Genomic DNA, 25,909 nt, shown 5'->3' on the forward strand with positions numbered 1-25,909 from the left:
GCCGGCGCTCAAAAGACGACGACCGAACGGATGCTTGTTCCCGCATGCATCAGGTCGAAGCCCTTATTGATCTCTTCCAGCCCCATCACATGGGTAATCATCGGGTCGATCTCGATCTTGCCGGTCATGTACATGTCGACGATCTTGGGCACATCGGTGCGACCCTTGGCGCCGCCGAACGCGGTGCCGCGCCAGTTCCGCCCGGTGACGAGCTGGAACGGCCGCGTCGCGATTTCCTTGCCTGCCTCGGCGACGCCGATGATGATCGAGGTGCCCCAGCCGCGGTGGCAGGCTTCCAATGCGATCCGCATGACTTCGGTGTTGCCGGTCGCGTCGAAGGTGTAATCGGCGCCGCCATCGGTCATCTGGACGATCGCCGCGACGACATCCTCGCGGCTCATGCCCTTTGAATTGAGGAAGTCGGTCATGCCGAACTTGCGGCCCCATTCCTCACGATCCGGGTTGATATCGACGCCGATGATCTTGCCGGCACCCGCAAGCCGCGCGCCCTGGATCACGTTGAGCCCGATGCCGCCGAGGCCAAAGACGACGACATTGTCGCCGACCTGCACTTTTGCCGTGTTGATCACCGCGCCGACGCCCGTCGTCACGCCGCAGCCGATATAGCAGCTGGTCTTGAACGGCGCGTCCTCGCGAATTTTCGCGACCGCGATTTCGGGCAGCACGGTAAAGTTCGAGAAGGTCGAGCAGCCCATATAATGATAGATCGGCTGGCCCTTGTACGAAAAGCGCGTCGTGCCGTCGGGCATCAGCCCCTTGCCCTGCGTCGCGCGGATCGCGGTGCACAGGTTGGTCTTGCCACTGAGGCAGCTTTTGCACTGGCGGCATTCGGGGGTATAGAGCGGGATCACATGGTCGCCGGGCTTCACGCTGGTAACGCCCGGACCGGCCTCGCGCACGATTCCGGCACCTTCATGCCCCAGCACGCTCGGGAAGATGCCCTCGCTGTCGAAGCCGTCGAGCGTATAGGCGTCCGTGTGGCAAATGCCCGTCGCCATGATCTCGACCAGCACCTCGCCCGCCTTGGGGCCTTCAAGGTCGAGCTCGACGATTTCCAGCGGCTTCTTCGCTTCGAACGCAACGGCGGCGCGGGTTTTCATGGGCGGTCCTTTCAGGGCATCTGCAACAAGCGCCTTTACACAGCAGTTGCGCGGGATAAAGACGCGATATCGCAACTTATTATGTCATTCGAGGGACAATGAGTCGGTGGAATGGCATCGAGGAGGTTGTTGCCATCGCCGAATGCGGCAGTTTCGTTCGCGCCGCGGCGCAGCTCGGTACTTCCACTTCGCATATGAGCCGGGCAATATCCGACCTTGAGCGCCGGATCGGAACCCAGATTTTCATTCGCTCGACGCGGCGCGTCGTCGCTACCCCTGCCGGGCGCGCGCTGATCGAGCAGTTTCGAAGGCTCATCGCCGAACGCGACGACGCGATCCTGGCAGTAAGCGATAGCCGCGCCCCGCGTGGCGAAGTGCGCGTAACCTGCTCGATCGCGATGGGTGAGCGCTTCGTCGCGCAAATCGCGCGCGATTACGCCTTTGCCTATCCCGAGGTGACCGTGACGATCGAGCTTACGAACCGCGTCGTCGACCTGCTGGCCGAGGGCTTCGACCTCGCCGTTCGCACAGGACCGGTCAGGGATCCAGCGCTCGTCGCCACACGCATCGCCTCGCGCACCATGCATCTCTGCGCGGCGCCCGCCTATCTTGCCAAGCGTCCGCTCCCCGTCGCGATCGACGATCTTGCCGCGCATGAATGTCTGCTTGGGACCGCTGACACCTGGCATTTCTCCGTTGACGGCAAGGATATCAATTATCGACCTGCCGCGCGGTGGCGGTGCAACAGCGGCACGGCGGTCACCGAAGCCGCGCTCTCGGGCCATGGCGTTTGTCAGCTTCCCGATTTCTACGTCGCGCCCCATCTGCTGAGCGGGGCGCTTGTGCCGCTGCTCGAACATCACGCGCCGGCCGAGAATCCCGTCTGGGCCGTCTATCCGCAGCGGCGCCATCTCCTTCCCAAGGTGCGTCTGCTAATCGACCGGCTGCGCAAGGAACTGCCGCTCGCGCTACGCCCAGCGGGCAGGTAAAGCGCCGCCGCGCGGAGCCGGCTCCCGGCCGGGGTAGCGCGGCGGCATCGAGTCAGACCTTGATTTCAAGCTCGGCGATCTTGTCGCCTTCCAGACGGAAGAAATAGCGCAAGTCGATCGGACTTCCCGGGAAATTGCCGACAAGATGGCTCGTTACGATCGTCTTGCCATCGGCGACAGCGATGTCGAAAGGCTCGGTCGTGTAGGTATAGGCCGACGTACTTTCCGCTTTCCAGGCACGGATCGCGTCCTTGCCGCGATGCTCTTTCTTCTCGTCGGTCACCAGCGCGTCGTCGGTGAAGCAGGCGGCCACGGCATCGGGATCACCCTTGTCGGCCCCGAAATAGGCGGCAATGGCAGAGGGTAGCTCGATCATGTGCGATTGTCCTTGGCTGACGCTGGTCAAGGCCAGCGGGTTGAGAGATGCAGCATTTCGGAATAGGCACGGGAAATGGCAAGAACGCACGAGAAGGTAAGGCACGCACCTCAAGGTAAGCTATCTACCCATACGCGCGAAACTGCTGCCGAAGGCGTGGCGGCCGCGCTCGCGCTTCTCGACGGCCGATGGAAGCTCGAAATTCTCTTTTGCCTGTTCGGCGGCCGCGTTTTGCGCTTTTCCGAACTTGAGCGTGCGATCCCATCGGTCTCGCAGAAGATGCTGATCCAGCAACTCCGGCAGATGGAGCGCGACGGGCTGGTCCGGCGGATCGTCCATCCCGAAGCGCCCCCGCGGGTCGAATATGGCCTGAGCGAATGGGGGCAGGCGCTCTGCCCCGCGCTCGACGCCTTGCTGGAATGGAACGCCGCGCAGCCCTGACTTTCACCGGGACCATCTCGCCCCGGCGACCTGAAAGAGAGGGCCGTCGGAGCGCTGAGGTCCAGCGCACGCGCATGACCGGCGAGCCGGGTCGCCGCTCCTTGTTGCAAATGCAGCGCGCTACGCGCCATCTCGAAGGCGCCCGGCAACCTGCACCCCCGATAGGGTAGCGCCTTCGAAAGGATCATTGATGACCTCCCTCGCTCCCCGTCTTGGCCGGACGCTCCTTCTCATCGCGTCGGCAGCGCTGTTCTACGATGCCGGCATGCAGCTACAATCGGCGCCGTCGATGATGGCCGCGATGGAGCATATCGGCTATCCGCCGGACTTCGGGCCGACCCTTTCGCTGCTGACCTTCAGCTGCGCGCTTTTGCTTGCGCTACCAGCAACAAGCGTCGCCGGTGCGGTGCTCATGACCGGCTTTCTCGGCGGCGCGATCGCGGTCCACGTTCCTGCAAGCGGGTTCGGCGCGCCGCCGCAGATCGTCTGCCTCGCCATAGGCATCGCCGCGTGGACCGGGCTTTTGCTCGTGGAGCCGCGTCTCGCGGCGATCATCGATCCGCGCCAAGGGCGACCCGCTTCAAACCGATAGGCACAGCGGCGGTCACGAAACACAGCCTGTAACGTCACCGCGTCCATTGCAGGGCATATCGGGTCGTTCGCGAGTTCGATCCCCGCCGCACCGCTCCCCCTCTCACTCCGGTCAGGATGAGTCCGGCGGCCAGCGACATCAGCCACGTGCCACCGGAACTCCATGCCAGGGGGCCAGGTCAAGCGACCGGGATTGTTCCGCCGTCGATGACAAACTCGGTGCCGGTGATGCTCGCCGCCCGGTCGGATGCCACGAACGCGACGAGATCGGCGACTTCCTTCGGTTCGCAGGGGCGACCGAGCGGGATTCCGCCAAGGGAGGCCATGATCAGCCCTCGCGCCTCATCGACGCTTATCCCCTGCTCTTTGGCCACGCGCTCGGTCAGATGCACCGAGGACTCGGTGTTGATCCAGCCCGGCGATACGCGCACGACGCGGACGCCCTTGGGTGACACTTCCTTCGACAGGCTCTTGCTATAGACCGAAAGCGCCGCCTTGGCCGCGGCATATCCGGTCGTCGCCTCGGGCAGCGGAAGTCGGTTCTGGATCGACGTGACATGAACGACCACGCCATGGCCTTGCGCGACCATGCCAGGCACGAGTTCCCGGTCGAGCCGCACCGCCGCCATCAGGTTCAGGTCGATTTCCTTCTGCCACTCTCCATCGTCGAGCGCGGCGTAGCCGCCGCCCGGCGCCGACGAGCCGCCGAGCATGTGCACCGCAATATCGACGCCTCCCAGCCGTTCCCGAATGGCGGTGGCGAGATCCGCGCAGCCGGCAGCCGTTGTCAGGTCGGCGGCAACGAACAGGTCGTCGGGCAGGGTTTCGGGGCGGGTACGCGCAGAGGTGATCACCTTCGCGCCGAGCTCGCGGAACAGGTCGGCTGTCGCCGCGCCCGCGCCCCGCGTGCCGGAGGTGACGAGGACACGCTTGCCCGCAAAGGAGATAAAGCCGCTCATCGCGCGACTCCCTTTGCCGCAGAGCACTTCGACAGGCCATCTGCCCGTCCATTTGCAATTCCCGATTTCATTCCGGTCGTCCTTTCAAAATGCCTGTCGCCGCGCGCCATCTCAGCTGCGGCACAGCGCCTGCTAGAGCAGCCGATGTACGGCTGGACATGCGGCCCGATAAGCGGGATATTTCGGGATGCAGAATGCGGGAAAACAGGATTATGCATCGACCAGCCCTGAACGATCTCGACGCTGTCATGGCTATCGCCAGGCGGGGTTCCTTCCGCGCCGCCGCGATCGATCTCGGGATGTCGACCACCGCGCTCAGCAGCACGATCGCCAAGCTCGAAAGTGACCTCGGGGTCAGGTTGTTCAACCGCACCACGCGCAGCGTATCGCTCACGGACGCGGGACGCCTGTTCGTCGACAAGATCGGCGTGCCCTTGCAGGACATCCATGGCGCGATCGAAGCCGTGCGATCGCAGCAGGTCGTTCCTTCGGGGACTTTACGCATCAACAGTTTTGCCGTCGCAGCCCAGCAGATTTTGCCGCTGGTTCTTGAATTCCTCCGGCGATACCCGCAGGTGCATGTCGATATCGTCACCGAGGAACGGCTCGTCGATATCGTGGCCGACGGGTTCGATCTCGGCGTGCGATCGTCGGACCTCGTGCCGAACGACATGATTGCCGTCTCGCTCGGCGAGCCGCTTCGGCGCGTCTTGGTCGCCGCGCCAAGCTATCTCGCCGGAAAGGAGGCGCCGCGCGTCCCGACCGACCTTGGCAATCATAGCTGCATCCGGGTCCGGTTGCCCAGCGGCGCCCTCTATCGCTGGGCGTTCCAAAGAGACGCCCAAGCGATCCAGCTGGATGTCAACGGTCAGATCACGCTCGACGAACCGGAACTCGCACGACGCGCGGCGCTCGAAGGGATCGGCATCGGCTTCTTCATGGAACCGACGGTGCAACGCGACCTCGACGAAGGACGGCTCGTCCGCGTTCTTGAAGACTGGACCCCGCCGGTTCCCGGGCTGAGCCTATATTATCCGAGCCGCCGGAACCCATCGGCCGCGCACGCGGCGTTCGTTGCGCTCGCGCGCGAGCGTGCCAGACATGTGAGCTGACGACGCTGCAAACGCCGCTTCAGGATGCGGTCGCATCGCTTTGTGCAGGAGCATCGCCGCCAATGTTCCATCCTCCGATATCCCGGTAGATGGCGTCGCGAAGGCGGCGGACATCGGCATTGAGATCGCCAAGCTCTCCGATCGTCTGTTGAGAGGCCCGAACCAGCGCCTCTCCTAGGCATCCCGCCCGCGATCGCAGCGCGCGCCCCGTGTCGGTCAGCGCGACGACCACCTGCCTCTCGTTCGCCGGATTGCGGGTTCGCTTGACGAAGCCTGCGGCCTCGAGGCGTTTCAGCAGCGGGGTCAAGGTGCTCGACTCCAGCGCGAGCTGGTCCGCGATCTGCCCGACTGCCTGTCCGTCATCGCGCCACAGGATATTCAGCACCAGATATTGGGGATAGGTAAGGCCGAGACCGTCCAGCAGGGGTTTATAGGCTCGCTGGATCGCGATCCCTGCCGAATAGATGGCATAGCATAGCTGGTCGTCGAGAGGCACGGGGGTCGAGTCTTTGGCGGTCATGATGGGCTCCTTTTCGCCTATATAGCCTGCCATCCGCAAAAATAAATATCGCGATAAATATTTCTGGACAGCGCGGACGAATCGCCTTAAATGCAAACTTATCGCGATAACTGTTATCGCGGAAAAGAAAGGAATTGCCATGAACATCTTGTACCGCACCGAAGCGACCGCAACCGGTGGACGCACGGGCAACGCCTCGACGCGCGATGGCTCGTTCAATGTCGCCCTGTCGACGCCCAAGGAACTCGGCGGCCCCGGCGGCGAAGGAAACAACCCCGAACAGCTGTTCGCCGCGGGCTACGCCGCCTGTTTTCTGGGCGCGCTGAAATATGTGGCCGCACAGCGGAAGGTGAAGCTGTCTGACGAAGCAAGCGTCACTGCGGCCGTCGGTATCGGACCGCGCGCCGACGGTCAGGGGTTCGGCCTCGACGTGGCCCTCACGGTTGCATTGCCTGGAGTCGACGCCGCCATCGGCCAGGATCTCGTCGATCAGGCTCATATCGTGTGCCCGTACTCGCATGCCACCCGCAGCGGCCTGGACGTGCGGCTGGCGCTCGCCGCCTGACCCGTTCCCCGATCCAACGACACGGCTGGCTCAAAGCGCAGCAGCCGCTGGCGCCGTCCACCTTCCCTCTCTGGACGGAGCGCGAAGCAGGTGGGATGCGATATCCCGCCTGCTTCATCCGGCTTTTATCGGCCTGACTTCGGCTCGCGCGCCTTAGGCGGCGCTGCGGCGCGCCGTTGCATGCCCGCTTCGACAAAATAATATTATTGATATATTTGATAGATTCGATAGTTACCCCAACCCTGCTGCCAGCACGGCTTCTCCTCGACGCCGCCGCGTTCCCGCGCAGTGCCACCTCCTCGCCAAGAAAGGGCAAATGATGTCAGGCAAGAATTCCCTCGATGAGGAACAGGATTTCGGACGTCGCGCGCGCGAAAATCAGGCGCGCCTCGGTGCCAATCTCAAGGATGTTTATGATTTCATCGTCTGCGGCGCCGGCTCGTCGGGGTCGGTTATCGCGCGACGCCTCGCTGAAAATGCGGACATCGACGTGCTTCTGATCGAAGCCGGCGAGGATGACGAGGTCGAGAGCGTTCTGAACCCCGCGCTGTGGCCCACCAACCTGGGCACCGAGCGCGACTGGGGGTTCCAGGCCGAACCCAATCCGCATCTGGGCGGCCGCTCGCTTTCGATGTCGATGGGCAAGGGGCTTGGCGGCGGCTCCAGCGTGAACGTCATGGTCTGGGCGCGCGGACACCGCGCCGACTGGGACCATTTCGCGGCCGAAAGCGGCGACCAGGCCTGGGGCTATGATGCGGTGCTCGACATCTACAAACGCATCGAGAACTGGCAGGGAAAGCCCGACCCGCACCGCGGAACGGCCGGCGAGATTTGGATTCAGCCCGCGCAGGATCCCAACCCCCTCGCCCATGCACTGCTGGGCGCCGCGCGCGAGCATGGCATCCCAACGTTCGACAATCCGAACGGCCTGATGATGGAAGGTTCGGGCGGAGCAGCGATCACCGACATGCTCGTGCGGGGCGGCCGTCGCCGGTCACTGTACCGCTCTTATGTCAGGCCCTTTGCGGATCGCCCCAACCTCACCATCCTGACCGGAGCTCACGCCAGGCGCATCCTGTTCGACCAGCGGCGCGCGATCGGGGTCGAGCTTGAGCGCGGCGGTCGGATTTTCTCGGTCGGCACGCGGGGCGAAGTCATCCTCTCGGCCGGAGCGATCAACACGCCAAAGCTCCTGATGCTTTCGGGCATCGGCGAACGATCCGAACTCGAACGCCACTCGATCCCGGTTATCCAGCACCTGCCGGGCGTCGGCCGCAATTTTCAGGATCATGTGTCTTTCGGGTGCATGTGGGAATTGTCGGAGCCGATGGCTCCGAAGAACAGCGGCAGCGAGGCGACCCTCTACTGGAAGAGCCGTCCCGAGCTCGACGCGCCCGATCTGCTTTTTTGCCAGGTCGAATTTCCCGTGCCGAGCGAACGCACCGCAGCGCTCGGTGTGCCCGACCACGGATGGACGATGTTCGCCGGGCTCGCATCTCCCAAGAGCCGCGGACGCGTGACCTTGCGCGATGCTAATCCTGGTTCGGCGCTCGTGATCGACGCCAATATGCTCTCGAACCCGGAGGACCGCGAAACCGCCCGGGCGTGCGTCCAGCTGTGCCGCGATCTCGGCAATGCCTCGGCGTTCGCGCCGTACGTAAAGCGCGAGGTCATGCCAGGCGCGACCGACATGGTTCAGCGCGACGCGTTCATTCGGGACGCGGCGGTCACCTACTGGCATCAATGCGGAACCGCCAAGATGGGCCGCGACGACATGTCCGTCGTCGATGCCTCGCTGTCGGTGTTCGGGATCGAGGGGCTTCGCGTAGCGGACGGCTCGATCATGCCGAGTGTAACGCGCGGCAATACCCAGGCACCCTGCGCCATCATCGGCGAGCAAGCCGCCGCCAGGATTCGCGCCAAGCACGGAATCTGACGACCGGGCTGTTGCCGAGGGGACCAGGACGCCGCGGTCCCCTCGGCGCCCCCTCGGCGCCCCGCCGGCTCCGCCCGAGCGGAGCGAGGCGGCCCGGTGCGGGATCGCGCAAATTTCGGCGAGCGGCCTCGCTCTGCACCACCACAAGGAAAATATGGACATGGATAATTCTTCACCGCGCCGCCACATGGTCGAAATTGCCGGCAGCACGCTATCCGTCATCGACGAAGGCGAAGGACCGGCGGTGCTGCTGGGTCACGGCTATCTCTGGGACTGGCGCATGTGGGAGCCTCAGATCGAGGCGCTGAAAAATCGATACCGTCTGATCGTTCCAGAGATGTGGGGTCATGGCCAATCCGGTCCGCTGCCGGAGGGCACGACAAGCCATGCGGACATCGCAGCGCAGATGCTGTCCTTGCTCGACCGGCTGGAGATCGATCGGGCGATCGTCGCGGGATCTTCCATGGGCGGCATGTGGGGCGCCCACCTTGCGGCCCTCGCGCCCGACCGCATCGCCGGTCTGGCCTTGATGAACACCTATCTGGGAGACGAGCCGGCTCACAATCGAGCGGCATATTATGCGATGCTCGACGCCGTCGAGCATGAGGGCCTCGTTAACGACGCCATCATTGCCACCATCGCTCCGCTCTTCTTCGCCAGCACCGCCAACAAGGCCCCGCAAGCGCTGGAGGCGCGGCTGCGCGATCAGGTCGCGAGCTATGATGCCGAACGGCTGCGCCGGTCCATCGCGCCGCTCGGCAGAATCATCTTCGGGCGGGAGGATGCCATCGACCTCCTCGACAAGCTTACGCTGCCCGCCTTGATTGTCGCCGGCCGCGACGATCGATCACGGCCCGCGACGGAAAGCATCATCATGGCCGACCGCCTTGGCGTCACGGCCCATATCATCGACGATTGCGGGCACAGCGCGACACTCGAGCAGCCGGCGATCGTCACGGATCTTCTGGCCCGCTTCCTCGCACGCGTCAGTTGACCGGGCCGTGACATTTGTAGCCCGCGGCGCGTTCAGCGTCACCGGCCGGTAGCGCGCGCCCGTTACCATCATCGCGGTATCGGGACAAAAGAATCCCGCACCGCAGGAGTCCAGTTCGAGGTCGCGGGTCGAGGCGATGCGGGCACCCTTCGGCGCGCCACTAGCCCGATCCGCCGTCTCGGACTGGCATCTCTTAAACATGTTCAGCCAAGCCACACGCTGGCATCGGATCAATAACGTCGCCGAGCGACCTTACCATCATGCCGCCCGCATCGACTGCGGCACGAGCAGTAGCAGGACGGACCGACGGTTCAGCAGATCCCCGGACAGGAAGGGTTCCACTCATGAAACAGATCGTCCTAATTCTGGCCGCTGCCAGTTGCCTCGCAAGCAGCGGTTGTTCGCCGGATCCGGACCGCACGGCACCCCCGGCGGCCGACGGTTCCGCCACCGCTAACCCGGTCGCTTCGACAGGGACTGCGCTCACGATCGACGGTCTCGACCGACTGAGGATCGGCCAACAGGTTCCGGCGCAAAGCGGATGGGAGGTCGGCGGCGACGGCTGCGCCACCGCACGGTCGAAGGACTATCCGGGTCTCTATGCCATCGTCGAAGACGGCAAGGTGCGTCGCATCACCATCGGCGAAGGGTCCAAGGTCGCTCTTGCGCAGGGTATCGGCGTGGGTTCGGAGGAATTCAGCGTCAAAGCCGCCTTCCCCTCCTTCCGCGACGAGCCGCACAAATATGAGGCCGCACCTGCGAAATATATCGGCTCTCCCGACGTAACGCCCGGCCAGTCGGGATGGCGGTTCGAGATCAATTCTGCGGGCAAGGTGTCCCGGGTCCACGTCGGGCAAATGCCCGTACTCGCCTATGTCGAGGGGTGCGGCTGAACGGGAGGTCTGGGGACAGAGCAGCTAGTGAGGGAACCCCTCGACCCTATGCTGCCGCCACCCATTCCCGTAAATCGCCATGATGCCCTCGCCGCCTGCGGTGACGCTCACCAAGACCGCCGCAGTGGTCGAGTGCAGCGCCCGCCGCACCGACCGTCGATCACTCACCGATACGGTCGCGGTCATCCATGCCACCGACGCCGGGAAGCGAAAAAATCCGATACTCTGCGACGACGACGAAGCCGAGCCGCCGGTAAAGAGGTAAGCCCAGGGGCGACGCCTGCAACGTGGCGATGCGCGCGCCCTTCGAGCGTCCGTGCTCGATGGCTGCCGCGGTCACGGCCGCTCCCAAACCGCGACGACGATGCCCAGCATCGGTTGCCACGAGATAGATCCCCGCCACATTGTCGCTCAAGAACAACTCGCTGACCGCGACGATCTTGTCGCCCTGCCGCGCTGCAAAGCGTGTGAGGGCACCGGGTGGATCGCGTCGCCCCTTCTCCACCACACTGAGCGCGGGAAGCTCGGTCGAGGCAATCCCCATCGACGGCGCGTAAGAGGCGACCCATTGCGAAAGGTCGGCGCTCTCGTCCAGGCGCTCGACCGTGTAACCTTCGGGTACGGGCGGCTGCTCCAGCTTATCGACCTCTGCCGCCATTACCGGCGCCGAACCGACCAGCCGCGCCCCGTTCGCGAGCAGAATTTCGGCCGCGTCGGGATGACTGTCGGGTCCGACCCACCAGTACCAGGGCAAATCGCCAAGCCGCTGCCTCGCCACCCCGATGTCCGCGGCGGCATCGGCCGTCCAGAAGACACCGTTCATCTGCGGGTCTCGCACGCCGGAACGATACAGCGTCATCCTCTCATCGATGCGATCGGCATATCCATAGCCGAGCCAATATCCGCGGCAGTTGCGGAATATCGCCTGCCGCTCCTGCGCGCTCAAGCGCTCCATCTGCTCCCAGGAATCCATCTGCGCCTCCATACCGTCATCGCTGGATCGGGCGTATGAAAGCGGCGCGGCTTCGGGGCGGCTTCAGTTCGAAACAAACTGGTGTCAAACGCAGCATAAGGCGAACCAGACAGGTCGCGCGATGCGGTCATCGGCGCGGACGGATTTTTGCCATCCGCAGTGCATTTGGGGTTTCGCGCCTTCATCAAACGCAGCCCCCGAAACGCGATCCCTGTTGATGGTCGGACCGTGATGACGAGGCCTGCCATACAACCCTTGAACCCGCGCGCTTCAGGGAAAGCGCGCGGGTTCTGCGGGGAGCAGGAGGCAGCCCCCCGCCTGACGGATCATGGTTTCGCGCGAGCGGCGCACGCCATTATCGGCGCGCGAATGCGGTCCGCAATTCGGTTGCCGCCTGCGTGATAGCCGCCTTGGCAGCGATGCTGTCCGCAAGCGCATTCAACATCACAAAGTCATGGATGGTGCCATTGTAGCGGGTCGAGCTGACCGGCACGCCGGCAGCCAGAAGCTTGCGGCCATAGGCTTCGCCTTCGTCACGCAGAAGGTCATTCTCGGCGGTGATCACCGTTGCCGATGGCAGTCCCTTCAGTTGGTCGACGGACGCCTTGAGCGGGAACGCGAGGATCTCGTTCTGCCGATCGCGCGGATAATTCGCCTCGATGAAATAATCCATCGCCTTGCGGGTCAGGAAGGGTCCGTTGCCGAACTCGCGATAAGAGGCATCGTCGGAGACATTGTCGGTTACCGGGTAGAAGAGCACCTGGTGGACGATCTTGGGGCCCTTGCGTTCCTTGGCCATCATCGTGAGGGCAATTGCCATATTGCCGCCGGCACTGTCACCCGCGACCGCGATACGCGACCCATCAAGGCCAAGCTGCGCTGCATGGGCGGCGACATAGTCGAGCGCGGCGTAGGCCTGCTCGTTGTTCACGGGATAGCGGACCTCGGGGGCATTGCCATATTCGACGAAGACCACCGCCGCGCCCGACTGGGCCGAAAGCTGACGGATCAGGTGATCATGCGTGTTGCGGTCGCCCATCACCCAGCCGCCCCCATGAAGATAGACGACCACCGGCAGCGGAGCCTGTGCGTTCTGCGGCCGGACGATGCGGATGTTGACCGATCCCGTCGGACCAACCTTCCACACGGCGTCTTCGGTCGTCACCGCCGGAGACGCGAGCTTGTCGGCCTGCACCGTCGCCAGCACCTTGCGGGCGCCATCGTACGGCAATGTGTAGATCGGGGTCGCCTTGTCCGCTGCCGCGGCGAACGCTTTCGCTTCGGGCTGGAGTTCGGCAGCCATAGCCGAAGCGCTGAGGAAGAGAGCGGCCGATCCGGCCAGGGCGATACGCAGGGAATTCTTGATCATGACAACCTCCATTTAAATCGACCACGATTTGATCGTGTACGATCTATCTAAGCGATTCGCGCGCTGGTGTCAACGCTTGCGATTTAATCGTACACGATATATATTTGCGCCATGACAAAGACACCCCCCGCATCCGCTCGCCCCGTCGATCCGCTCGACGATTTCCTGTGCTTTTCGCTCTACGGAGCCGGCCTGGCCATGAACCGCATATACAAGCCGCTTCTGGAGCCGTTCGGCATCACCTATCCCCAGTATCTGGTCCTGGTCGCGCTGCATGCCCGCGACGATCGTCCCGTGAGCGATCTGGGTGAGAGATTGCAGCTTGAGTCCAACACGCTCACGCCTCTCCTCAAACGCCTGGAAGCAGCGGGACTGATCGAGCGTCGACGCGACAGCCGCGACGAAAGGGTGGTACGTCTCAGTCTCACCGTCGCGGGACGGGACATCGCGGGGAAAGCGCTTGATTGCGTGCCGGGCGAAGTGCTGGAGGCGACCGGGCTCACCAGCGCCGAACTGGACACGCTCAACCGTTCGGTTGCCAAATTGCGCGACAGCCTGCTGCGGCGCTAGGTGTGCGCTAAGGCTGCCGACAAACGGCGCAGCGCGCTGACGGCGCTTCGGCTCAGCGATCACGCCCATGGGGACGACGCTCGGCTTTACCGGTTGCAGTAATGGCTTCCACGATGGGAAGCGTCAGATGCCTCTCGTGCCGCTGGATTTGGCGCCTGCACACCGGCAGAAGCCGCACGAAGCGTGACAGGCGCAGCGAGGCATGATCTTTAGGGCATTGCACGCCCCGTGTGCTGCATCGCGCCAATGACTAACCCCGCCCGACCAGAGCGGCCGGGCGGGGTCACCAGTCAGTCAGCGACGAGGATTATTTCTTTGCGGCTGCGCTCGCGCCCTTGGCCGCCTGCTCGATGACGTCGGCCACCGCCTTGGGCTGGGTAAGGAAGACCACATGGCTGCCGCGAACTTCGGTCGTGGCGGCGCCGATGCGGCGTGCCGTGCTGCGCAGAAGTTTCGGATCGATCGCTCCGTCCTCGGTCGCTACGACCGCCCAGCTCGGCTTCGACTTCCACGCGGCAAAAGTGACCTTGGCGCTCAGAGCCGCCATCGCCACCGGCACTTGGCTGTCCCGCAGGAAAGCGGCGACCTCGTCGCTGGTGTCGCCGGCGAAGCCTGCCTTGAATTTTTCCTTGTTGAGCGTGGCAAAGCCGTCAGCCGACTCTTCGGGCACGAAGTTAGGCGGCGGCGCGACCTCGGCATATTGGTCCAGAGTCGACTTGCCAACTTCGGGAGCGAAGGCGGCCACATAGACGAGGCCGACCACCTTGTCGTTGCTGCCGGCCTGCGTGATCACGCTGCCGCCATAGCTATGCCCGACAAGGATCGCGGGGCCGTTCTGCCGCGCAAGAACCCGATTGGTCGCTGCCACGTCGTCCTCGAAGGACGTGAGCGGGTTCTGTACGATGCTGACCTTGTAGCCGCGCGACGTGAGTTCGTCATAAACCCCTTTCCAACCCGATCCGTCGGCGAACGCGCCGTGGACGAGCACGATGTTCTTGACGGCTTCCTGCTGCGCGGAAGCGGGAACGGAAATGGTGGCGGCGGCTGCTGCGGCGACGGCGATGACGGAACGATGGATGCTCATGACATACTCCTTGGTTTTTGCGGTAACGTTTATTGCGATAAGTGTTTCTATTCAGCCGAGCAGCGCATGTCAACATAATTATCGCGATAATCTTTCCGGGATTGAGCCAAGCCAGGATGCGGCCCATCGACCCCGCCGCGATTCGATATGTCGTAAAGGAAATTGGAGACGATATCGCGCGTCCTGACCGCACCATCCTGATTGCCAATGCGGATCGTCCGCACCGCCAATGGGCATCGCCGCCGTCGGGCCCGTTATTTCCGCAGCAGGAACACCGCATGTTCGGCGAACAGGTTGGCGTTCGCATGGGTGGTTTCGCGGTCCCCTTTAAGGAACCACTGCCCGTCGATATGCCACCCGCGCTCCTTCACCAGCGCGCGGAAATCATCGACCGTCACATGATGGATGTTGAGCGTGTCATACCATGTGTCAGGCAGCAGCCGCGTCACCGGCATCCGCCCGCCCCACAGCAGCGACAGCCGCCCGCGCCAGTGCGCGAAATTGGGAAAGGACACGAACGCCTGACGGCCGATTCGCAGCAATTCCTCCACCACCAGATCGGGCCGCCGCGTCGTTTGAAGCGTCTGGCTCAGGATCGCATAGTCGAAGCTGGCGTCGGGATAATAGCCAAGGTCGGTGTCGGCGTCGCCCTGCACCACCGACAGCCCCCGCGCCACGGCGGCGGCAACGTTCGACCCGTCGATCTCAAGGCCCCGTGCATCAGCGCCCGCATTGTCCCGCAGCGCCGCCATCAGCGCCCCGTCGCCGCACCCGACATCCAGCACCCGCGCACCCGGCCGCACCGTCCGCGCGATCAGCGCCAGGTCGGGGCGCAACGCCTCCCTCACGCCCGCCCGCCGCGCAGGAAGCCGTCCACTACCCGATTGAGCTCCGGCGATTCCAGCAGGAAGGCGTCATGCCCGAACGGGCTCGACAGTTCGACGAAGCTCGCCTGCGCCCCGCTGGCATTGAGCGCATGGACGATGATCCGCGACTCCGCCGTGGGATAGAGCCAGTCGGTATCGAAGCTCACCAGGCAGAAGCGCGCTTTCGTTCCGGCAAAAGCACTTGCGAGGCTCCCGCCATGATCCTCGGCGATGTCATAATAGTCCATCGCCCGGGTGATATAGAGATAGGAGTTCGCATCGAACCGGTCGGTGAAGCTCAGCCCCTGATGCCGCAGATAGCTCTCGACCTGGAAATCCGCATCGAAGCCGAAGGTCTTGGCCTCGCGCCCCTGCAACCGCCGCCCGAATTTCTCGGTGAGGCCGGCTTCCGACAGATAGGTGATGTGCGCCGCCATCCGCGCGACCGCCAGGCCCGCGACCGGCGCCTGCCCGTCGGCATAATAATCCCCGCCGCGCCACAGCGGATCGGCCATGATCGCCTGCCGCCCGACTTCGTGGAAAGCGATATTCTGCGCGCTGTGCCGCGCGGTCGAAGCGATCACGACGCATCGCTCGACGCGATCGGGGAACAGCGTCGGCCAGGTCAGCGCCTGCATCCCCCCCATCGATCCGCCGATCACCGCCGCAAGGCCGCTCACCCCCAGATGATCGAGCAAAGCCGCCTGCGCCCGCACCATGTCGGCGATGGTCAGCACGGGAAAGCGCATCGCGAACGGCTCGCCGGTCGCAGGATCGATGCTCGCAGGGCCCGACGATCCCATGCAGCTGCCGATGACGTTGGCGCAGATGATGAAGTGCCGCGCCGGATCGACCGGCTTGCCCTCCCCCACCATCCGCCACCACCAGCCGGGCTTGCCGGTCACCGGATGATCGGATGCGACATATTGATCGCCGGTCAGCGCATGGCAGATCAGGATGGCGTTGGAGCCGTCCGCATTCATCGCGCCATAGGTTTCATAGGCGATGTCCACGGGGCCGAGGCTCGCCCCGCTCGAAAGCGCGATCGGCCCGGTAAGGCGCGCCTGCCGGCGCAGGCCGAAGCGGCTGTCGTCGCTGGATGGGAGGCTCGCCATGATCGCGCGGGGCTAGGACCGGCGCGCCCGCCTGTCAATCTGCCCCCCTGTCAATCTGCCCGGCTCCCAATCTGGCCCAGCGGCGGACAAGCGGCTACAGCCGGCCCATGACCTCCACGCCTCCGCCCCCCGTCCTCGCCTACGGCCATCTCAACCTTTATCTGGAAGCGGAGCTTGCCCGCCGCTTCACCCTGCACCGCCTGCCCGCCGATGCGGACCCCGCCACACTCTGCGAGGAGGCCCGGCGGTCGCGCGCGCTCGTCAGCTTCGGATCGGTCGGCGCGTCGGCCGCCATCATGGACGCGCTCCCCGCGTTGCAACTCATCGCGCTCTTCTCGGTCGGCTATGACAGGGTCGATATCGATCATGCCCGCGCGAAGGGCATCCGCCTCACCAATACCCCCGACGTGCTGACCGACGACACCGCTGACCTCGCCGTCGGACTGCTCTACGCGACCGTCCGCAACATCGCGGCGAACGACCGGATGGTGCGGTCGGGCGCCTGGGCGCAGGGCCAGTCCCCCGCCCTTTCCGGCCGTGTCACCGGCGCGCGGATCGGCATATTGGGCTTGGGCCGCATCGGCCGCGCGATCGCCAGGCGGCTGGAGCCGGTCGCCGGCGAAATCCTCTACCACAACCGCCGCGAAGCCGCCGACGCGCCCTACCGCTATGTCCCCGACCGCCTCGACTTCGCGCGCCAGTGCGACGTCCTTATGGTTGCGACCTCGGGCGGGCCGGAAGCGGCGCAACTGGTCGACGCCGCCATGCTCGACGCGCTCGGGCCGGAAGGGGTGATCGTCAACATCAGTCGGGGCAGTGTCATTGACGAGGGTGCGCTGGTCGCGGCGTTGGGCGAGGGACGCATCGCCGGCGCGGGCCTCGACGTGTTCGCCAACGAGCCCCATGTGCCGCAAGCCCTGCTCGCCATGGACCATGTCGTCCTCCAGCCCCACCAGGGCAGCGCCACCCGCCACACGCGCAAAGCCATGGCCGACCTCGTCCTCGCCAACCTCGACGCCTGGTTCGCCGACAAGCCGCTGCTGACCCCGGTGGTGTAGGGCAAGGGCCCCTACCGTCATGCTGGCCCATGAGCCGGCATCCCGCTTCTGTTTGTTCACGCGGAGGCGCGGAGACGTGGAGAGAAGCGCCGCCCGGCCGCGGTCAGCCTTGCTTGTTCGCGCAGAGGCGCAAAGGGCGCAGAGAGAACATATTGCCGCCAAAGGCGGCTCCTCCCATTCATTTTCTTCTCCGCGCCTCCGCGCCTCCGCGTGAGCAATCTCTGCGCCTCTGCGCGAACTATCAAACGCGCCAGAAAACCCTTTCCTAATTGGATTTCCTCTGGCCTATCCTCCCCCATGAACCAGCATCTCCTTTTTGCCTCGCCCCGGGCCCGTGACGCTTAGCAGACGCGTCGCAAGCGCGTCGCAGGCGCTTTCGGCCCAAAAAGCCCCGCTACGGTGTGAACTTCGTAGGAGATCGCCCGCTCGCCCTGGCTTTGCCTTTCCGTCCGAACCCGCTAAAGCCCGCGCCATGACAGAAACGCTCGCAAAACCATTGCCCAAGGACTGGATTCTCGGCATCCACGCCTATGTGCCGGGCAAGTCCGCCGCCGATGACGGCCGTCCGCTCATCAAGCTCAGCGCCAATGAAAATCCGCTCGGCACCGGCGAAGCGGCGCGCGCCGCCTTCCTCGCGGCGACCGCCGACATGGCGACCTATCCCGATCCGTCCGCCACGAAGCTGCGCGAGGCGGTCGGCGCGCATTACGGGCTCGATCCGGCACGGATCATCTACGGCGCCGGATCGGACGAACTGCTGCACCTTGCCGCCAGCGCCTATGCCGGGCCGGGCGATGAAGTCCTCTACGTCCGCTATGGCTTTTCGGTGTACGACATCGCTGCCCGGCGCGTGGGCGCGACGCCGGTGATCGCGCCCGACCGCGACTATGCGACGGACGTGGACGCGCTTCTGGCCGCCGTGACGGAGCGCACCAAGGTCGTCTTCCTCGCAAACCCGAACAACCCCACCGGCACCATGTCCAGCCGGGAGGAGATCGCCCGGCTGCATGCGGGCCTGCGTCCCGACATCCTGTTCGTCCTCGACCAGGCCTACGCCGAATATCTGGACGCGGACGAGGATGACGGCGGGCTCGACCTCGCCAAAAACGCCCCCAACGTCTTTGTCACCCGCACCTTCTCGAAAATCTACGGCCTTGCCGCCGAACGGATCGGCTGGGGCTATGCATCGGCCGACGTGATCGACATTCTCCACCGCATCCGCGCGCCCTTCAATGTGACGACGGCGGGCCAGGCGGCGGCGATCGCCGCCATCGCCGACACCGATTGGGTCGACCAAAGCCGCAGCCACAATGCCCAGTGGCGCGAATGGCTGGCGGGCGAAGTCGCGTCCCTTTCCAATCACGGCCTGCGCGCCGTGCCCAGCCGTACCAACTTCCTGCTGATCCTGTTCGATGGCAGCCTGACCGCCGAAGCCGCTATGAAAGGCCTCTGGGACGAAGGTTTCGCCACCCGCTGGCTGCCGGGCCAGGGGCTGCCCAACGGCCTTCGCATCACCATCGGCACCGAAGAACAGACCCGCGCCGTCGCCGCCAAGCTGCGCGCCATGGCGGAGGCGGCCTGAACGCGATGCTGCCCTTCGCCCGCATCACCATCATCGGCCTCGGCCTCATCGGCTCCTCGCTCTGCCGCGCCATCCGGGCGGAGATGCCGACCGTGCGCGTTACAGGGCATGACGCCGACCCGGCGGTGCGGGAAACGGCGCGTCGCATCGACCTTTGCGACGACATTACCGACACAGCCGGCGCATCTGTCACCGACGCCGACCTCGTCATCCTGTGCGTCCCCGTCCGCGCCATGGGCGCGGCGGCAGCGGAGATCGCCGACGACCTGCCGGCCGACGCGATCGTCAGTGATGTCGGTTCCTGCAAGGTGGACGTGCTGGCGCAGCTGAACGCCGCGCTGCCCGGTCGCACGATCATCCCCGCGCATCCGGTTGCGGGTACGGAGAATAGCGGGCCGGAAGCCGGCTTCGCCTCGCTGTTCAAGGGCCGCTGGTCGATCGTGACCCCGCCCGAAGGCGCGGACCCCGCCGCCGTGGAGCGCATCGCCGAACTGTGGCGCCGCCTGGGCGCGCAGGTCGACATGATGGACCCCGCGCATCACGACCTGGTGCTGGCAGTAACCAGCCACCTGCCCCATCTCATCGCCTATACGATCGTCGGCACGGCGAGCGACTTGGAAAACGTCACCCAGTCCGAGGTCATCAAATATTCGGCCGGCGGCTTTCGCGACTTCACCCGCATCGCCGCGTCCGACCCGACCATGTGGCGCGACGTGTTCCTGGCGAACAAGGACGCGGTGCTCGACATGCTCCAGCGCTTTTCGGAAGATTTGTCGGCGCTCCAGCGGGCGATCCGCTGGAATGACGGCGACGCGCTCTTCTCGCTCTTCACCCGCACCCGCGCCATCCGCCGCTCGATCATCGAACAGGGGCAGGACGACGCGAAGCCCGACTTCGGCAGGTCACATTGAGGAGCGGTTCAGCGCGTTGATCGCAGCATGGACCTTCGTCTCGGCGAGTTTGCGGTCGAGGCCCGGCGGGATCGTCTCGCCGACCTTGTAGGTGATGGTGCCGGCGCGCTTCAGGAACCGGCCGCGCGGCGAGACCCGCCCGCTGTCGACTGCCACGGGTACGACCGGCAGGCCGAGCAGGCCATAGAGCCCGGCGAACCCGGACTTGAGCGGCGGGCATTCGCCATGGGGCACGCGAGTGCCTTCGGGAAAAAGGCAGACGGGCCGCCCCTGCGCCGTCGCCGCCCTGGCCGCTGCCCTGAGCGCCCGCAGCGCCGACGCCCCGGCGCTGCGCTCGATGGGGATAAGGCCGTAGAGCCGGGCGATCCGGCCCCAGAGCGGAATGTCGAGCAATTCCCGCTTCGCCCCGATCGCCGGCCGGTCGAGCAGGCAGAGCAGGTCGATCGTCTCGAACATCGATTCATGCTTGAGGATGTAGAGATAGGGGCCCTGCGGCAGTTCCCCCTCCACCACCACCCGCTGGCTCAGGATGATATGCGCGCAGGCGCGATGAAACCGGCTCCAGCCCATCGCCACATCCTGGACGGCGCTCGGGACGACCCAGGCTACTACCAGCGCCCACAGCACGAACAACAGGCTGGCGCTGTAGAAGACGAGCATGAAGAGCAAAGATCGAAGGGCCGTCACCAAGGCTTAAACCCCGATCAGCGCCGCGATCCGCCGCAGCAGATATTTATTATATTCCCGCAACAGCATCGTCAGGCTGGGCCGGCTGGGCACCGCGTCATAGACGATGCTCACCCGCCCCGGCAGCGCCTGTTGCAATTCCAGCGCGGCGCGGCGCATGTGCCAGTCGGTGGTGATGAGGCGCACGGTCTTATAGTCCCGCCGCTCCAGCCAGCGTGTCGTCTCCAGCGCATTGGACCGGGTGTCGATCGCTTCCCGCCCCAGGGTGATGCAGCAGGCGAACAGCCGCTCCGGTGCCTTATATTGCGCCGCCAGCTCAACCGGCCGGACCGAGCGATCGACCCCGGATATCAGCATTCGCTTGGCCGCGCCCTGCTCCAGCAGCGCGATGCCCCGGTCGATCCGCCCCGCCCCGCCGGTCAGCACGACGATGGCATCGGTCGGCCGCCCCTCGAGCGGCTGCGGCAGGAACACCGCAAACCAGACGAAGCCCGCCAGCCAGGCGAGCATCGTCACGGCGGCAAGGCGGACGATCACAGCGCCCGTCCCAACGCCCGCAGCACCGTCCAGCGCGCCGTCAGCGTGGCGAGCAGCACGCCCAGCACCGGCAGCAGAGCCAGCAGCGCCCAGCCGCGCCCGTCGAGGCTGACAGCGCCCAGCATATCCGATCCGGCGGCCGAGAGCCGCAGCCCGATAAGCAGGATGACCAGCACCGCAAAGGCGAAGCCCAGCGCTGCCCCCGCGAGCGCATCGAGGCCGATGCGGCGCTGGAACAACCGGGCGATCTGCACGTCGGTCGATCCCATCAGGTGCAGCACCTCGATCGTGCCGCGATGGCTGTCATGCGCGCCGCGCGCCGCCAGCACTACCACCGCGCCGGTCGCCAGCGCCATCATCGCCACCACTGCCGCAGCGAGCCAGCCGAGCGCCGTCAGCAATCCGGCGAGCGGCAGGAGGAAGGCCGCATGCGGTTCGACCCGCAGCCTGGGCGAAAGACGCGCGAACGCAACCCCGATGCGTGCAAGCTTCGCGTCGGTTTCACCGGGCGTCAGCGCCACGTCGATCAGCACCGGAACTGGCAGGTCGCCATTGGTCGCGGCGTCGCCCAGCCACGGGCGCAACTGCTCCGCGAGCGCGGCGGGATCGACCGGCACCGCCGCGCTCACGCCATCCGTCCGGCGCAGCAGCGTCAGAGCCTCGGCCGCCAGCCGCGCCCGCGCCTCCGCATCTGCCTCCACCACCTGCACGCTTGCCCGCCCCGCCAGGTCGGCGCTCATCGACCGGACCGCCGCGCCCAGGCCCAGCCCCGCTGCCGCCGCCAGCACCGTCAGGAACATCATGATCGCGATGATCCATGGCATCGGCCCGGCGAAGCGCCCGCCCGGCAGCAGCCGGTTGCGCGCTGCGCCCGCCGCCTTGCGATCGATGCGGTCGGCCATCAGGACCGTTCCTGCGGTCGTGGCGGGAAGCGCAGCGATCCGGTGGGATCGGCGAGCCGGCCCTTGTCCAGCCGCATCATCTGCGCGCCCTTGACCTGGCCGATCAGCGGCAGGTCATGGGTGGCGACGACGATGGTGGTGCCCAGACGATTGAGCGCCTCGAACAGGGTCATAAGGCGCTTTGCCATGTCAGCGTCGACGTTGCCGGTCGGTTCGTCAGCCACAAGTATCTCGGGACGGCCGATAACCGCGCGGGCGATGGCGACCCGCTGCTGCTCCCCGCCCGACAGGGTCGCGGGGCGCGCCTGGCCACGGTCGCCCAGCCCCACCCAGTCGAGCATTTCGGCGACCGGCGCGTCGATCTCGCCCTCCTGTATGCCTGCGACCCGCAGCGGCAGTGCGATATTGTCATAGGCGGACAGGTGCGGCACCAACCGGAAATCCTGGAACACGACGCCGATACGGCGGCGGAAGCCCGGAAGCCGTTTGCGGGGGAGCGTAACGACATCCTCGCCGAACAGACGGATCACGCCCCGGCTTGGGCGCTGGGCGAGATAGAGGAGCTTCAGCAGCGAGGTCTTGCCCGCGCCCGACGCGCCGGTCAGGAAATAAAAGCCGCCGCCCGCCAGCGAGAAGCTGACGTCCGAGAGAGTCTCGCTGTCCAGACCATAGCGCAGGCCGACATTTTCGAACTGGACGATGGCCGACATAGGTTGGAAAATGGCGCCTCCGCGCTCCCTGCATCCCCGATCCTCCAGCCATGGCACAGGCGGCGTGCCGCCGTAAAGCCCAAGCGGCGCGATCCCGCGAGTCGCAGGCGGTCGCAGGGACGATTGTTGCCGCTTGCGCGCGAGTCCATGCCGTGCCTATGAAGCGTCATGATCCTGGTGTGCCCAAACTGCGCGACGCGCTATGTCGTCCCGGACAGCGCCGTAGGCCAACATGGTCGCCAGGTGCGCTGCGCCGCCTGTCGGCACAGTTGGTTCCAGGAACCGGCAATCCTGCCGCCGCGCGAGGTCGCTGCCGCGCCGGCAATTGCGACTATCACCGCCGAACAGCCGGTTGCGCCGCCGCCTCCCCAACCGGTCGAGCCTGTCGCCACGGCTCCTGCGCCGATCAGCGCGCCCACCGTCGAACCGCCTGCAACCGCGCCAGTTGCCGAACCGGAAGCGCCGCCTGCCGCCGCTTCGGGCCACAACCGGTTCGACGACATCTATGCCGGTGCGCCTGCGAGCGAGGTAGAAGAGAGCGATTATGCCCCGCCTCCAGCCACGAAGCCGCGCCGCAATCCGCTCAAGCTATGGACCTATGCGGCGGCGGCCTTCTGCCTGATCGTCGCGGCGACGGGCGGCGCGCTTTATTATTTCGGGGCGCCGAACTGGATGGTGGCGATGGGGATCGTGCCGGAAGAGGGCGATCCCGACCTGCTCTTCTACCTTTCCAAGCCGGCCGAACGCCGCAAGCTGCCGACGGGCGAGGAATATTTCGCCTTCGGTGCGCGCATCGTGAATAGCGGATCGCAGGCTCTGTCGGTGCCCCCGGTGCTTGTGCAGCTGCGCGACCGGCAGAACCGGCTGGTGTTCAGCTGGACGACGAAGGCCGACAAGAATCGTCTTAAGCCGGGCGAGGAAGCGTCGATCAACGAGAGCCGTATCGACATTCCCCGAAACGCCGAAAATCTCTCGCTGACCTTTGTCCAGTAGGCGTCAGGGGTAGCTGACGGTCTTGGGCCGGCCCTGCGGGATCGGGATAAATTCCTGATCGTCGCCGGGAATCAGGGGAAAGCGCAGCGCATCCCAATCCTCGCGCGCCTGCATCAGCCGGTCGGGGCGGGAGGAGACGAAGTTCCACCAGACATGGCGAGGCGAGGCGAAGGCTTCGCCGCCGCACAGCACGATCCGCCCGCCGTCCAGGCTCGACAGCGTCGCCGACGTGCCGGGGCGCAGGACGTAGAGCGTCTGCGGGGTCAGCATCAGCCCGTCCAGCATGGCGTCGCCGCCCGATACGTAGAGCGCGCGCTCGTCCGCCGAGGCGTCGATGGCGATGCGGCCACCGGGAGCCAGTTGGATATCGGCGTAGATGGTATGGGCATAGGTCGTGACCGGCGATGCCTCGCCCCAGAGCGACCCCATGATGACCCGCGCGCGCGCGCCGCCATCGTCGATCACCGGCAGCGCGTCGGCCGCGACATGCTCGAAGGCAGGGTCCATCTCCTCGATGGCGTCGGGCAGGGCGAGCCACGTCTGGATCGCCGAGAGCTTGGACGCCTTCACCCGGTCTTCGTCGGGCGAGCGTTCCGAATGGACGATGCCTTTGCCGGCGGTCATCAGATTGACCGCGCCCGGCTCGATCAGCTGCTGCGTGCCGAGCGAGTCCCGGTGCACGAACGCGCCTTCATACATATAGGTGACGGTGGCGAGGTTGATATGCGGGTGCGGGCGCACGTCGATCCCCTGCCCCGGCCCGATCTGCGCTGGCCCTGCCTGATCGAAGAAGATGAAGGGGCCGACCATGGTGCGGCCCTTCACCGGAAGCGATCGATGCACCCGGAAATCGCCGAGATTGTGGCTGGTGGGCGTGACGGTCTGAAGAATGAGGTCGTCGAGGGTCATGGCGCGTCCAGTTCGGGATCATGTCTGTTGGGCGACGGGCAGCCGCCGGTCGCTGGTCAGATCGTTCTGCAATTCGTGTCGGGCCGCAAGCCTTCACCCCTCGCCGGGCGCCCGCGCCTTGATGGCGAGGGCGTGGACCTGCTCGCGCAGCAGGTCGGCGAGCGCGCCATTCACCATCCGTTGCCGCGCGACGCGGCTCTGGCCGATGAAATGGCTGGAGACGATATCCACGGTGAAGTGGCTTTCGCCCGATCCGTCATGGCCGGCATGGCCGCGATGCCTTTCGCTGTCGTTGATGACGGCGAGCTGGTCGGGCGACAGGGCGGCGCGCAGGCGCGCTTCGATTTCGGTGGCCACGGGGCCTTTGAGGTCGGTGCTCATGTCCCCTATATAGGCGCTGTACCGTCCCTTGCATCAGGCCCGTCTTGTCCACTGACCCTTTTTCGACCCGTCGCTTCAACCGTTTCCATGGCCGCGTGGAAAGCGACCGCCCCTGCGCGGTGGAGGGCTGCCCCGAGCCGGGCGAATTCCGCGCCCCGCCGCTGGAAGGCGGCCCTTCCCATCAGGAAGGACCGCGCTGGCGCTGGCTCTGCCTGGATCATGTGCGCGAATTCAACCAGGGCTATAATTTCTTCACCGGGATGAGCCCCGACGAGATCGCCGCCGCCCAGCGCCCCTATGCCGGGTGGGAACGGGAGACGCGCGCCTTCTCCTCCAACGCCACGAGCCCGCCGCCTAAATGGTCCGACTTCCAAGACCCCCTCGACGCCATTGGCGCCAAGTTCCGCGAGCGGGTGGCGAAGGCGCGCGAGGCGAACCAGATGCGGCAGGACGGGAAGTTCCTGTCGGGCGAGGACCGCAAGCAACTCGCCGTCATGGGCCTTACCATCGATGCCGACCGCAAGGCGCTGCGGACCCGCTATACCGAACTGCTGCGCCGCTATCACCCCGATCATAATGGCGGCGACCGCAGCCATGAGGGCGCGTTGCAGGATGTGATCGAGGCTTATGGTCACCTCCGCAAGGCGGCGGCCTTCGCCTGAACGGCAGGCCACTTCGTCCCAACGGGCGGCTTGATCCCGTGCGTGTCAGGCTCCACTCTATCGACATGGCCCGAATCTTTGGGTTAGGGGCCATGAAAATCGC

29 protein-coding genes are annotated in these 25,909 nt (G+C 65.5%); 14 read left to right on the plus strand and 15 right to left on the minus strand.

Annotated elements, in window-relative coordinates; all coding sequences use genetic code 11:
* Window positions 1–8: 8 nt before the first annotated feature.
* Entirely contained in the window at window positions 9–1,121 is a 1,113-nt protein-coding gene (locus ACETPF_RS12950) for an S-(hydroxymethyl)glutathione dehydrogenase/class III alcohol dehydrogenase (RefSeq protein WP_373934916.1), read from the minus strand.
* A 98-nt stretch (window positions 1,122–1,219) separates the two neighbouring features.
* Between ACETPF_RS12950 and ACETPF_RS12955 the strand changes: the two genes are divergently transcribed.
* Window positions 1,220–2,110 (plus strand): LysR family transcriptional regulator, encoded by an 891-nt coding sequence (locus ACETPF_RS12955; protein WP_373934917.1) that lies wholly within the window; start codon window positions 1,220–1,222, stop codon window positions 2,108–2,110.
* Between the two features lie 52 nt (window positions 2,111–2,162).
* Here the strand turns inward: ACETPF_RS12955 and ACETPF_RS12960 are convergent, their stop codons facing one another.
* Window positions 2,163–2,486, minus strand: coding sequence for a nuclear transport factor 2 family protein (locus ACETPF_RS12960; protein ID WP_373934918.1), 324 nt, complete (start codon window positions 2,484–2,486; stop codon window positions 2,163–2,165).
* Between the two features lie 75 nt (window positions 2,487–2,561).
* Here ACETPF_RS12960 and ACETPF_RS12965 point away from each other — a divergent pair, with 75 nt between their 5' ends.
* Both ACETPF_RS12965 and ACETPF_RS12970 read left to right on the plus strand, forming a co-directional pair.
* Window positions 2,562–2,927: a winged helix-turn-helix transcriptional regulator gene (locus ACETPF_RS12965; RefSeq protein ID WP_373934919.1), complete on the plus strand. Its 366-nt coding sequence runs from the start codon at window positions 2,562–2,564 to the stop codon at window positions 2,925–2,927.
* 190 nt (window positions 2,928–3,117) lie between these two features.
* Window positions 3,118–3,519, plus strand: a complete 402-nt coding sequence (locus ACETPF_RS12970) for a DoxX family protein (protein WP_373934920.1) — start codon at window positions 3,118–3,120, stop codon at window positions 3,517–3,519.
* Between the two features lie 178 nt (window positions 3,520–3,697).
* Here ACETPF_RS12970 and ACETPF_RS12975 read toward each other — a convergent pair whose 3' ends face one another.
* Window positions 3,698–4,477 (minus strand): SDR family oxidoreductase, encoded by a 780-nt coding sequence (locus tag ACETPF_RS12975; RefSeq protein ID WP_373934921.1) that lies wholly within the window; start codon window positions 4,475–4,477, stop codon window positions 3,698–3,700.
* 212 nt (window positions 4,478–4,689) lie between these two features.
* Between ACETPF_RS12975 and ACETPF_RS12980 the strand changes: the two genes are divergently transcribed.
* Window positions 4,690–5,589 (plus strand): LysR family transcriptional regulator, encoded by a 900-nt coding sequence (locus ACETPF_RS12980; RefSeq protein ID WP_373934922.1) that lies wholly within the window; start codon window positions 4,690–4,692, stop codon window positions 5,587–5,589.
* Between the two features lie 19 nt (window positions 5,590–5,608).
* Here the strand turns inward: ACETPF_RS12980 and ACETPF_RS12985 are convergent, their stop codons facing one another.
* Window positions 5,609–6,109 carry a MarR family winged helix-turn-helix transcriptional regulator gene (locus ACETPF_RS12985; RefSeq protein WP_373934923.1) on the minus strand — a complete coding sequence of 167 codons (501 nt, stop codon included), beginning with the start codon at window positions 6,107–6,109 and terminating at the stop codon, window positions 5,609–5,611.
* 133 nt (window positions 6,110–6,242) lie between these two features.
* On the opposite strand from ACETPF_RS12985, the gene ACETPF_RS12990 reads away from it, so the two are divergent.
* The 4 genes from ACETPF_RS12990 (at window position 6,243) to ACETPF_RS13005 (ending at window position 10,497) form a co-directional block, all read left to right on the plus strand.
* Complete coding sequence (locus tag ACETPF_RS12990; RefSeq protein ID WP_373935058.1) at window positions 6,243–6,674, plus strand: organic hydroperoxide resistance protein; 432 nt, start codon at window positions 6,243–6,245, stop codon at window positions 6,672–6,674.
* A gap of 316 nt (window positions 6,675–6,990) precedes the next feature.
* Window positions 6,991–8,610 carry a GMC family oxidoreductase gene (locus ACETPF_RS12995; protein WP_373934924.1) on the plus strand — a complete coding sequence of 540 codons (1,620 nt, stop codon included), beginning with the start codon at window positions 6,991–6,993 and terminating at the stop codon, window positions 8,608–8,610.
* Window positions 8,611–8,770: 160 nt separating this feature from the next.
* Window positions 8,771–9,604, plus strand: a complete 834-nt coding sequence (locus tag ACETPF_RS13000; protein WP_373934925.1) for an alpha/beta fold hydrolase — start codon at window positions 8,771–8,773, stop codon at window positions 9,602–9,604.
* A 344-nt stretch (window positions 9,605–9,948) separates the two neighbouring features.
* On the plus strand, window positions 9,949–10,497 hold the full coding sequence (locus ACETPF_RS13005; RefSeq protein ID WP_373934926.1) for a hypothetical protein: 549 nt from the start codon (window positions 9,949–9,951) through the stop codon (window positions 10,495–10,497).
* Window positions 10,498–10,657: 160 nt separating this feature from the next.
* Here the strand turns inward: ACETPF_RS13005 and ACETPF_RS13010 are convergent, their stop codons facing one another.
* Complete coding sequence (locus ACETPF_RS13010; protein ID WP_373934927.1) at window positions 10,658–11,470, minus strand: GNAT family N-acetyltransferase; 813 nt, start codon at window positions 11,468–11,470, stop codon at window positions 10,658–10,660.
* Between the two features lie 355 nt (window positions 11,471–11,825).
* A complete protein-coding gene (locus tag ACETPF_RS13015) occupies window positions 11,826–12,839 on the minus strand; it encodes an alpha/beta hydrolase (RefSeq protein WP_373934928.1) in 1,014 nt (337 codons plus the stop codon).
* A gap of 111 nt (window positions 12,840–12,950) precedes the next feature.
* Between ACETPF_RS13015 and ACETPF_RS13020 the strand changes: the two genes are divergently transcribed.
* The gene (locus ACETPF_RS13020; RefSeq protein WP_373934929.1) at window positions 12,951–13,409 is read left to right on the plus strand and encodes a MarR family winged helix-turn-helix transcriptional regulator; all 459 of its coding nucleotides are present in this window, start codon (window positions 12,951–12,953) and stop codon (window positions 13,407–13,409) included.
* A gap of 307 nt (window positions 13,410–13,716) precedes the next feature.
* On the opposite strand, the gene ACETPF_RS13025 is transcribed toward ACETPF_RS13020, so the two are convergent.
* The 3 genes from ACETPF_RS13025 to metX all read right to left on the minus strand — a co-directional run bounded on the left by ACETPF_RS13025 (window position 13,717) and on the right by metX (window position 16,474).
* Window positions 13,717–14,493, minus strand: a complete 777-nt coding sequence (locus ACETPF_RS13025; RefSeq protein ID WP_373934930.1) for an alpha/beta fold hydrolase — start codon at window positions 14,491–14,493, stop codon at window positions 13,717–13,719.
* A 254-nt stretch (window positions 14,494–14,747) separates the two neighbouring features.
* On the minus strand, window positions 14,748–15,341 hold the full coding sequence (gene metW, locus ACETPF_RS13030) for a methionine biosynthesis protein MetW (RefSeq protein WP_373934931.1): 594 nt from the start codon (window positions 15,339–15,341) through the stop codon (window positions 14,748–14,750).
* Window positions 15,338–16,474, minus strand: a complete 1,137-nt coding sequence (gene metX, locus ACETPF_RS13035; RefSeq protein ID WP_373934932.1) for a homoserine O-acetyltransferase MetX — start codon at window positions 16,472–16,474, stop codon at window positions 15,338–15,340. Before metX ends, metW begins: the two co-directional genes overlap by 4 nt.
* A 107-nt stretch (window positions 16,475–16,581) precedes the next feature.
* Between metX and ACETPF_RS13040 the strand changes: the two genes are divergently transcribed.
* From ACETPF_RS13040 to ACETPF_RS13050, 3 genes are all read left to right on the plus strand, one after another.
* The gene (locus ACETPF_RS13040; RefSeq protein WP_373934933.1) at window positions 16,582–17,532 is read left to right on the plus strand and encodes a 2-hydroxyacid dehydrogenase; all 951 of its coding nucleotides are present in this window, start codon (window positions 16,582–16,584) and stop codon (window positions 17,530–17,532) included.
* Between the two features lie 472 nt (window positions 17,533–18,004).
* Window positions 18,005–19,114 (plus strand): histidinol-phosphate transaminase, encoded by a 1,110-nt coding sequence (hisC, locus tag ACETPF_RS13045; RefSeq protein ID WP_373934934.1) that lies wholly within the window; start codon window positions 18,005–18,007, stop codon window positions 19,112–19,114.
* A 5-nt stretch (window positions 19,115–19,119) separates the two neighbouring features.
* The gene (locus ACETPF_RS13050; protein ID WP_373934935.1) at window positions 19,120–20,025 is read left to right on the plus strand and encodes a prephenate/arogenate dehydrogenase family protein; all 906 of its coding nucleotides are present in this window, start codon (window positions 19,120–19,122) and stop codon (window positions 20,023–20,025) included.
* On the opposite strand, the gene ACETPF_RS13055 is transcribed toward ACETPF_RS13050, so the two are convergent.
* Genes ACETPF_RS13055 through ftsE form a run of 4 tightly spaced genes read right to left on the minus strand, consistent with a single transcriptional unit; the run spans window position 20,017 to window position 22,861 of the window.
* On the minus strand, window positions 20,017–20,715 hold the full coding sequence (locus ACETPF_RS13055; RefSeq protein ID WP_373934936.1) for a lysophospholipid acyltransferase family protein: 699 nt from the start codon (window positions 20,713–20,715) through the stop codon (window positions 20,017–20,019). The genes ACETPF_RS13050 and ACETPF_RS13055 overlap by 9 nt on opposite strands.
* A 3-nt stretch (window positions 20,716–20,718) precedes the next feature.
* Window positions 20,719–21,249, minus strand: a complete 531-nt coding sequence (locus ACETPF_RS13060) for a YdcF family protein (protein WP_373934937.1) — start codon at window positions 21,247–21,249, stop codon at window positions 20,719–20,721.
* The gene (locus ACETPF_RS13065; RefSeq protein ID WP_373934938.1) at window positions 21,246–22,151 is read right to left on the minus strand and encodes a cell division protein FtsX; all 906 of its coding nucleotides are present in this window, start codon (window positions 22,149–22,151) and stop codon (window positions 21,246–21,248) included. Before ACETPF_RS13065 ends, ACETPF_RS13060 begins: the two co-directional genes overlap by 4 nt.
* The gene (gene ftsE / locus ACETPF_RS13070; protein WP_373934939.1) at window positions 22,151–22,861 is read right to left on the minus strand and encodes a cell division ATP-binding protein FtsE; all 711 of its coding nucleotides are present in this window, start codon (window positions 22,859–22,861) and stop codon (window positions 22,151–22,153) included. The genes ACETPF_RS13065 and ftsE overlap by 1 nt, the downstream gene beginning before the upstream one ends.
* A gap of 168 nt (window positions 22,862–23,029) precedes the next feature.
* On the opposite strand from ftsE, the gene ACETPF_RS13075 reads away from it, so the two are divergent.
* Window positions 23,030–23,854 carry a zinc-ribbon domain-containing protein gene (locus ACETPF_RS13075; protein ID WP_373934940.1) on the plus strand — a complete coding sequence of 275 codons (825 nt, stop codon included), beginning with the start codon at window positions 23,030–23,032 and terminating at the stop codon, window positions 23,852–23,854.
* A 3-nt stretch (window positions 23,855–23,857) separates the two neighbouring features.
* On the opposite strand, the gene ACETPF_RS13080 is transcribed toward ACETPF_RS13075, so the two are convergent.
* Together ACETPF_RS13080 and ACETPF_RS13085 are read right to left on the minus strand one after the other, a co-directional pair.
* Window positions 23,858–24,763 carry a pirin family protein gene (locus ACETPF_RS13080; RefSeq protein WP_373934941.1) on the minus strand — a complete coding sequence of 302 codons (906 nt, stop codon included), beginning with the start codon at window positions 24,761–24,763 and terminating at the stop codon, window positions 23,858–23,860.
* A 93-nt stretch (window positions 24,764–24,856) separates the two neighbouring features.
* Complete coding sequence (locus ACETPF_RS13085) at window positions 24,857–25,144, minus strand: BolA family protein (RefSeq protein ID WP_373934942.1); 288 nt, start codon at window positions 25,142–25,144, stop codon at window positions 24,857–24,859.
* A gap of 44 nt (window positions 25,145–25,188) precedes the next feature.
* Between ACETPF_RS13085 and ACETPF_RS13090 the strand changes: the two genes are divergently transcribed.
* On the plus strand, window positions 25,189–25,806 hold the full coding sequence (locus tag ACETPF_RS13090) for a DnaJ domain-containing protein (protein WP_373934943.1): 618 nt from the start codon (window positions 25,189–25,191) through the stop codon (window positions 25,804–25,806).
* Window positions 25,807–25,909 lie beyond the last annotated feature (103 nt).

It is taken from the genome of Sphingobium agrisoli (assembly GCF_041877245.1).
GTDB lineage: Bacteria > Pseudomonadota > Alphaproteobacteria > Sphingomonadales > Sphingomonadaceae > Sphingobium.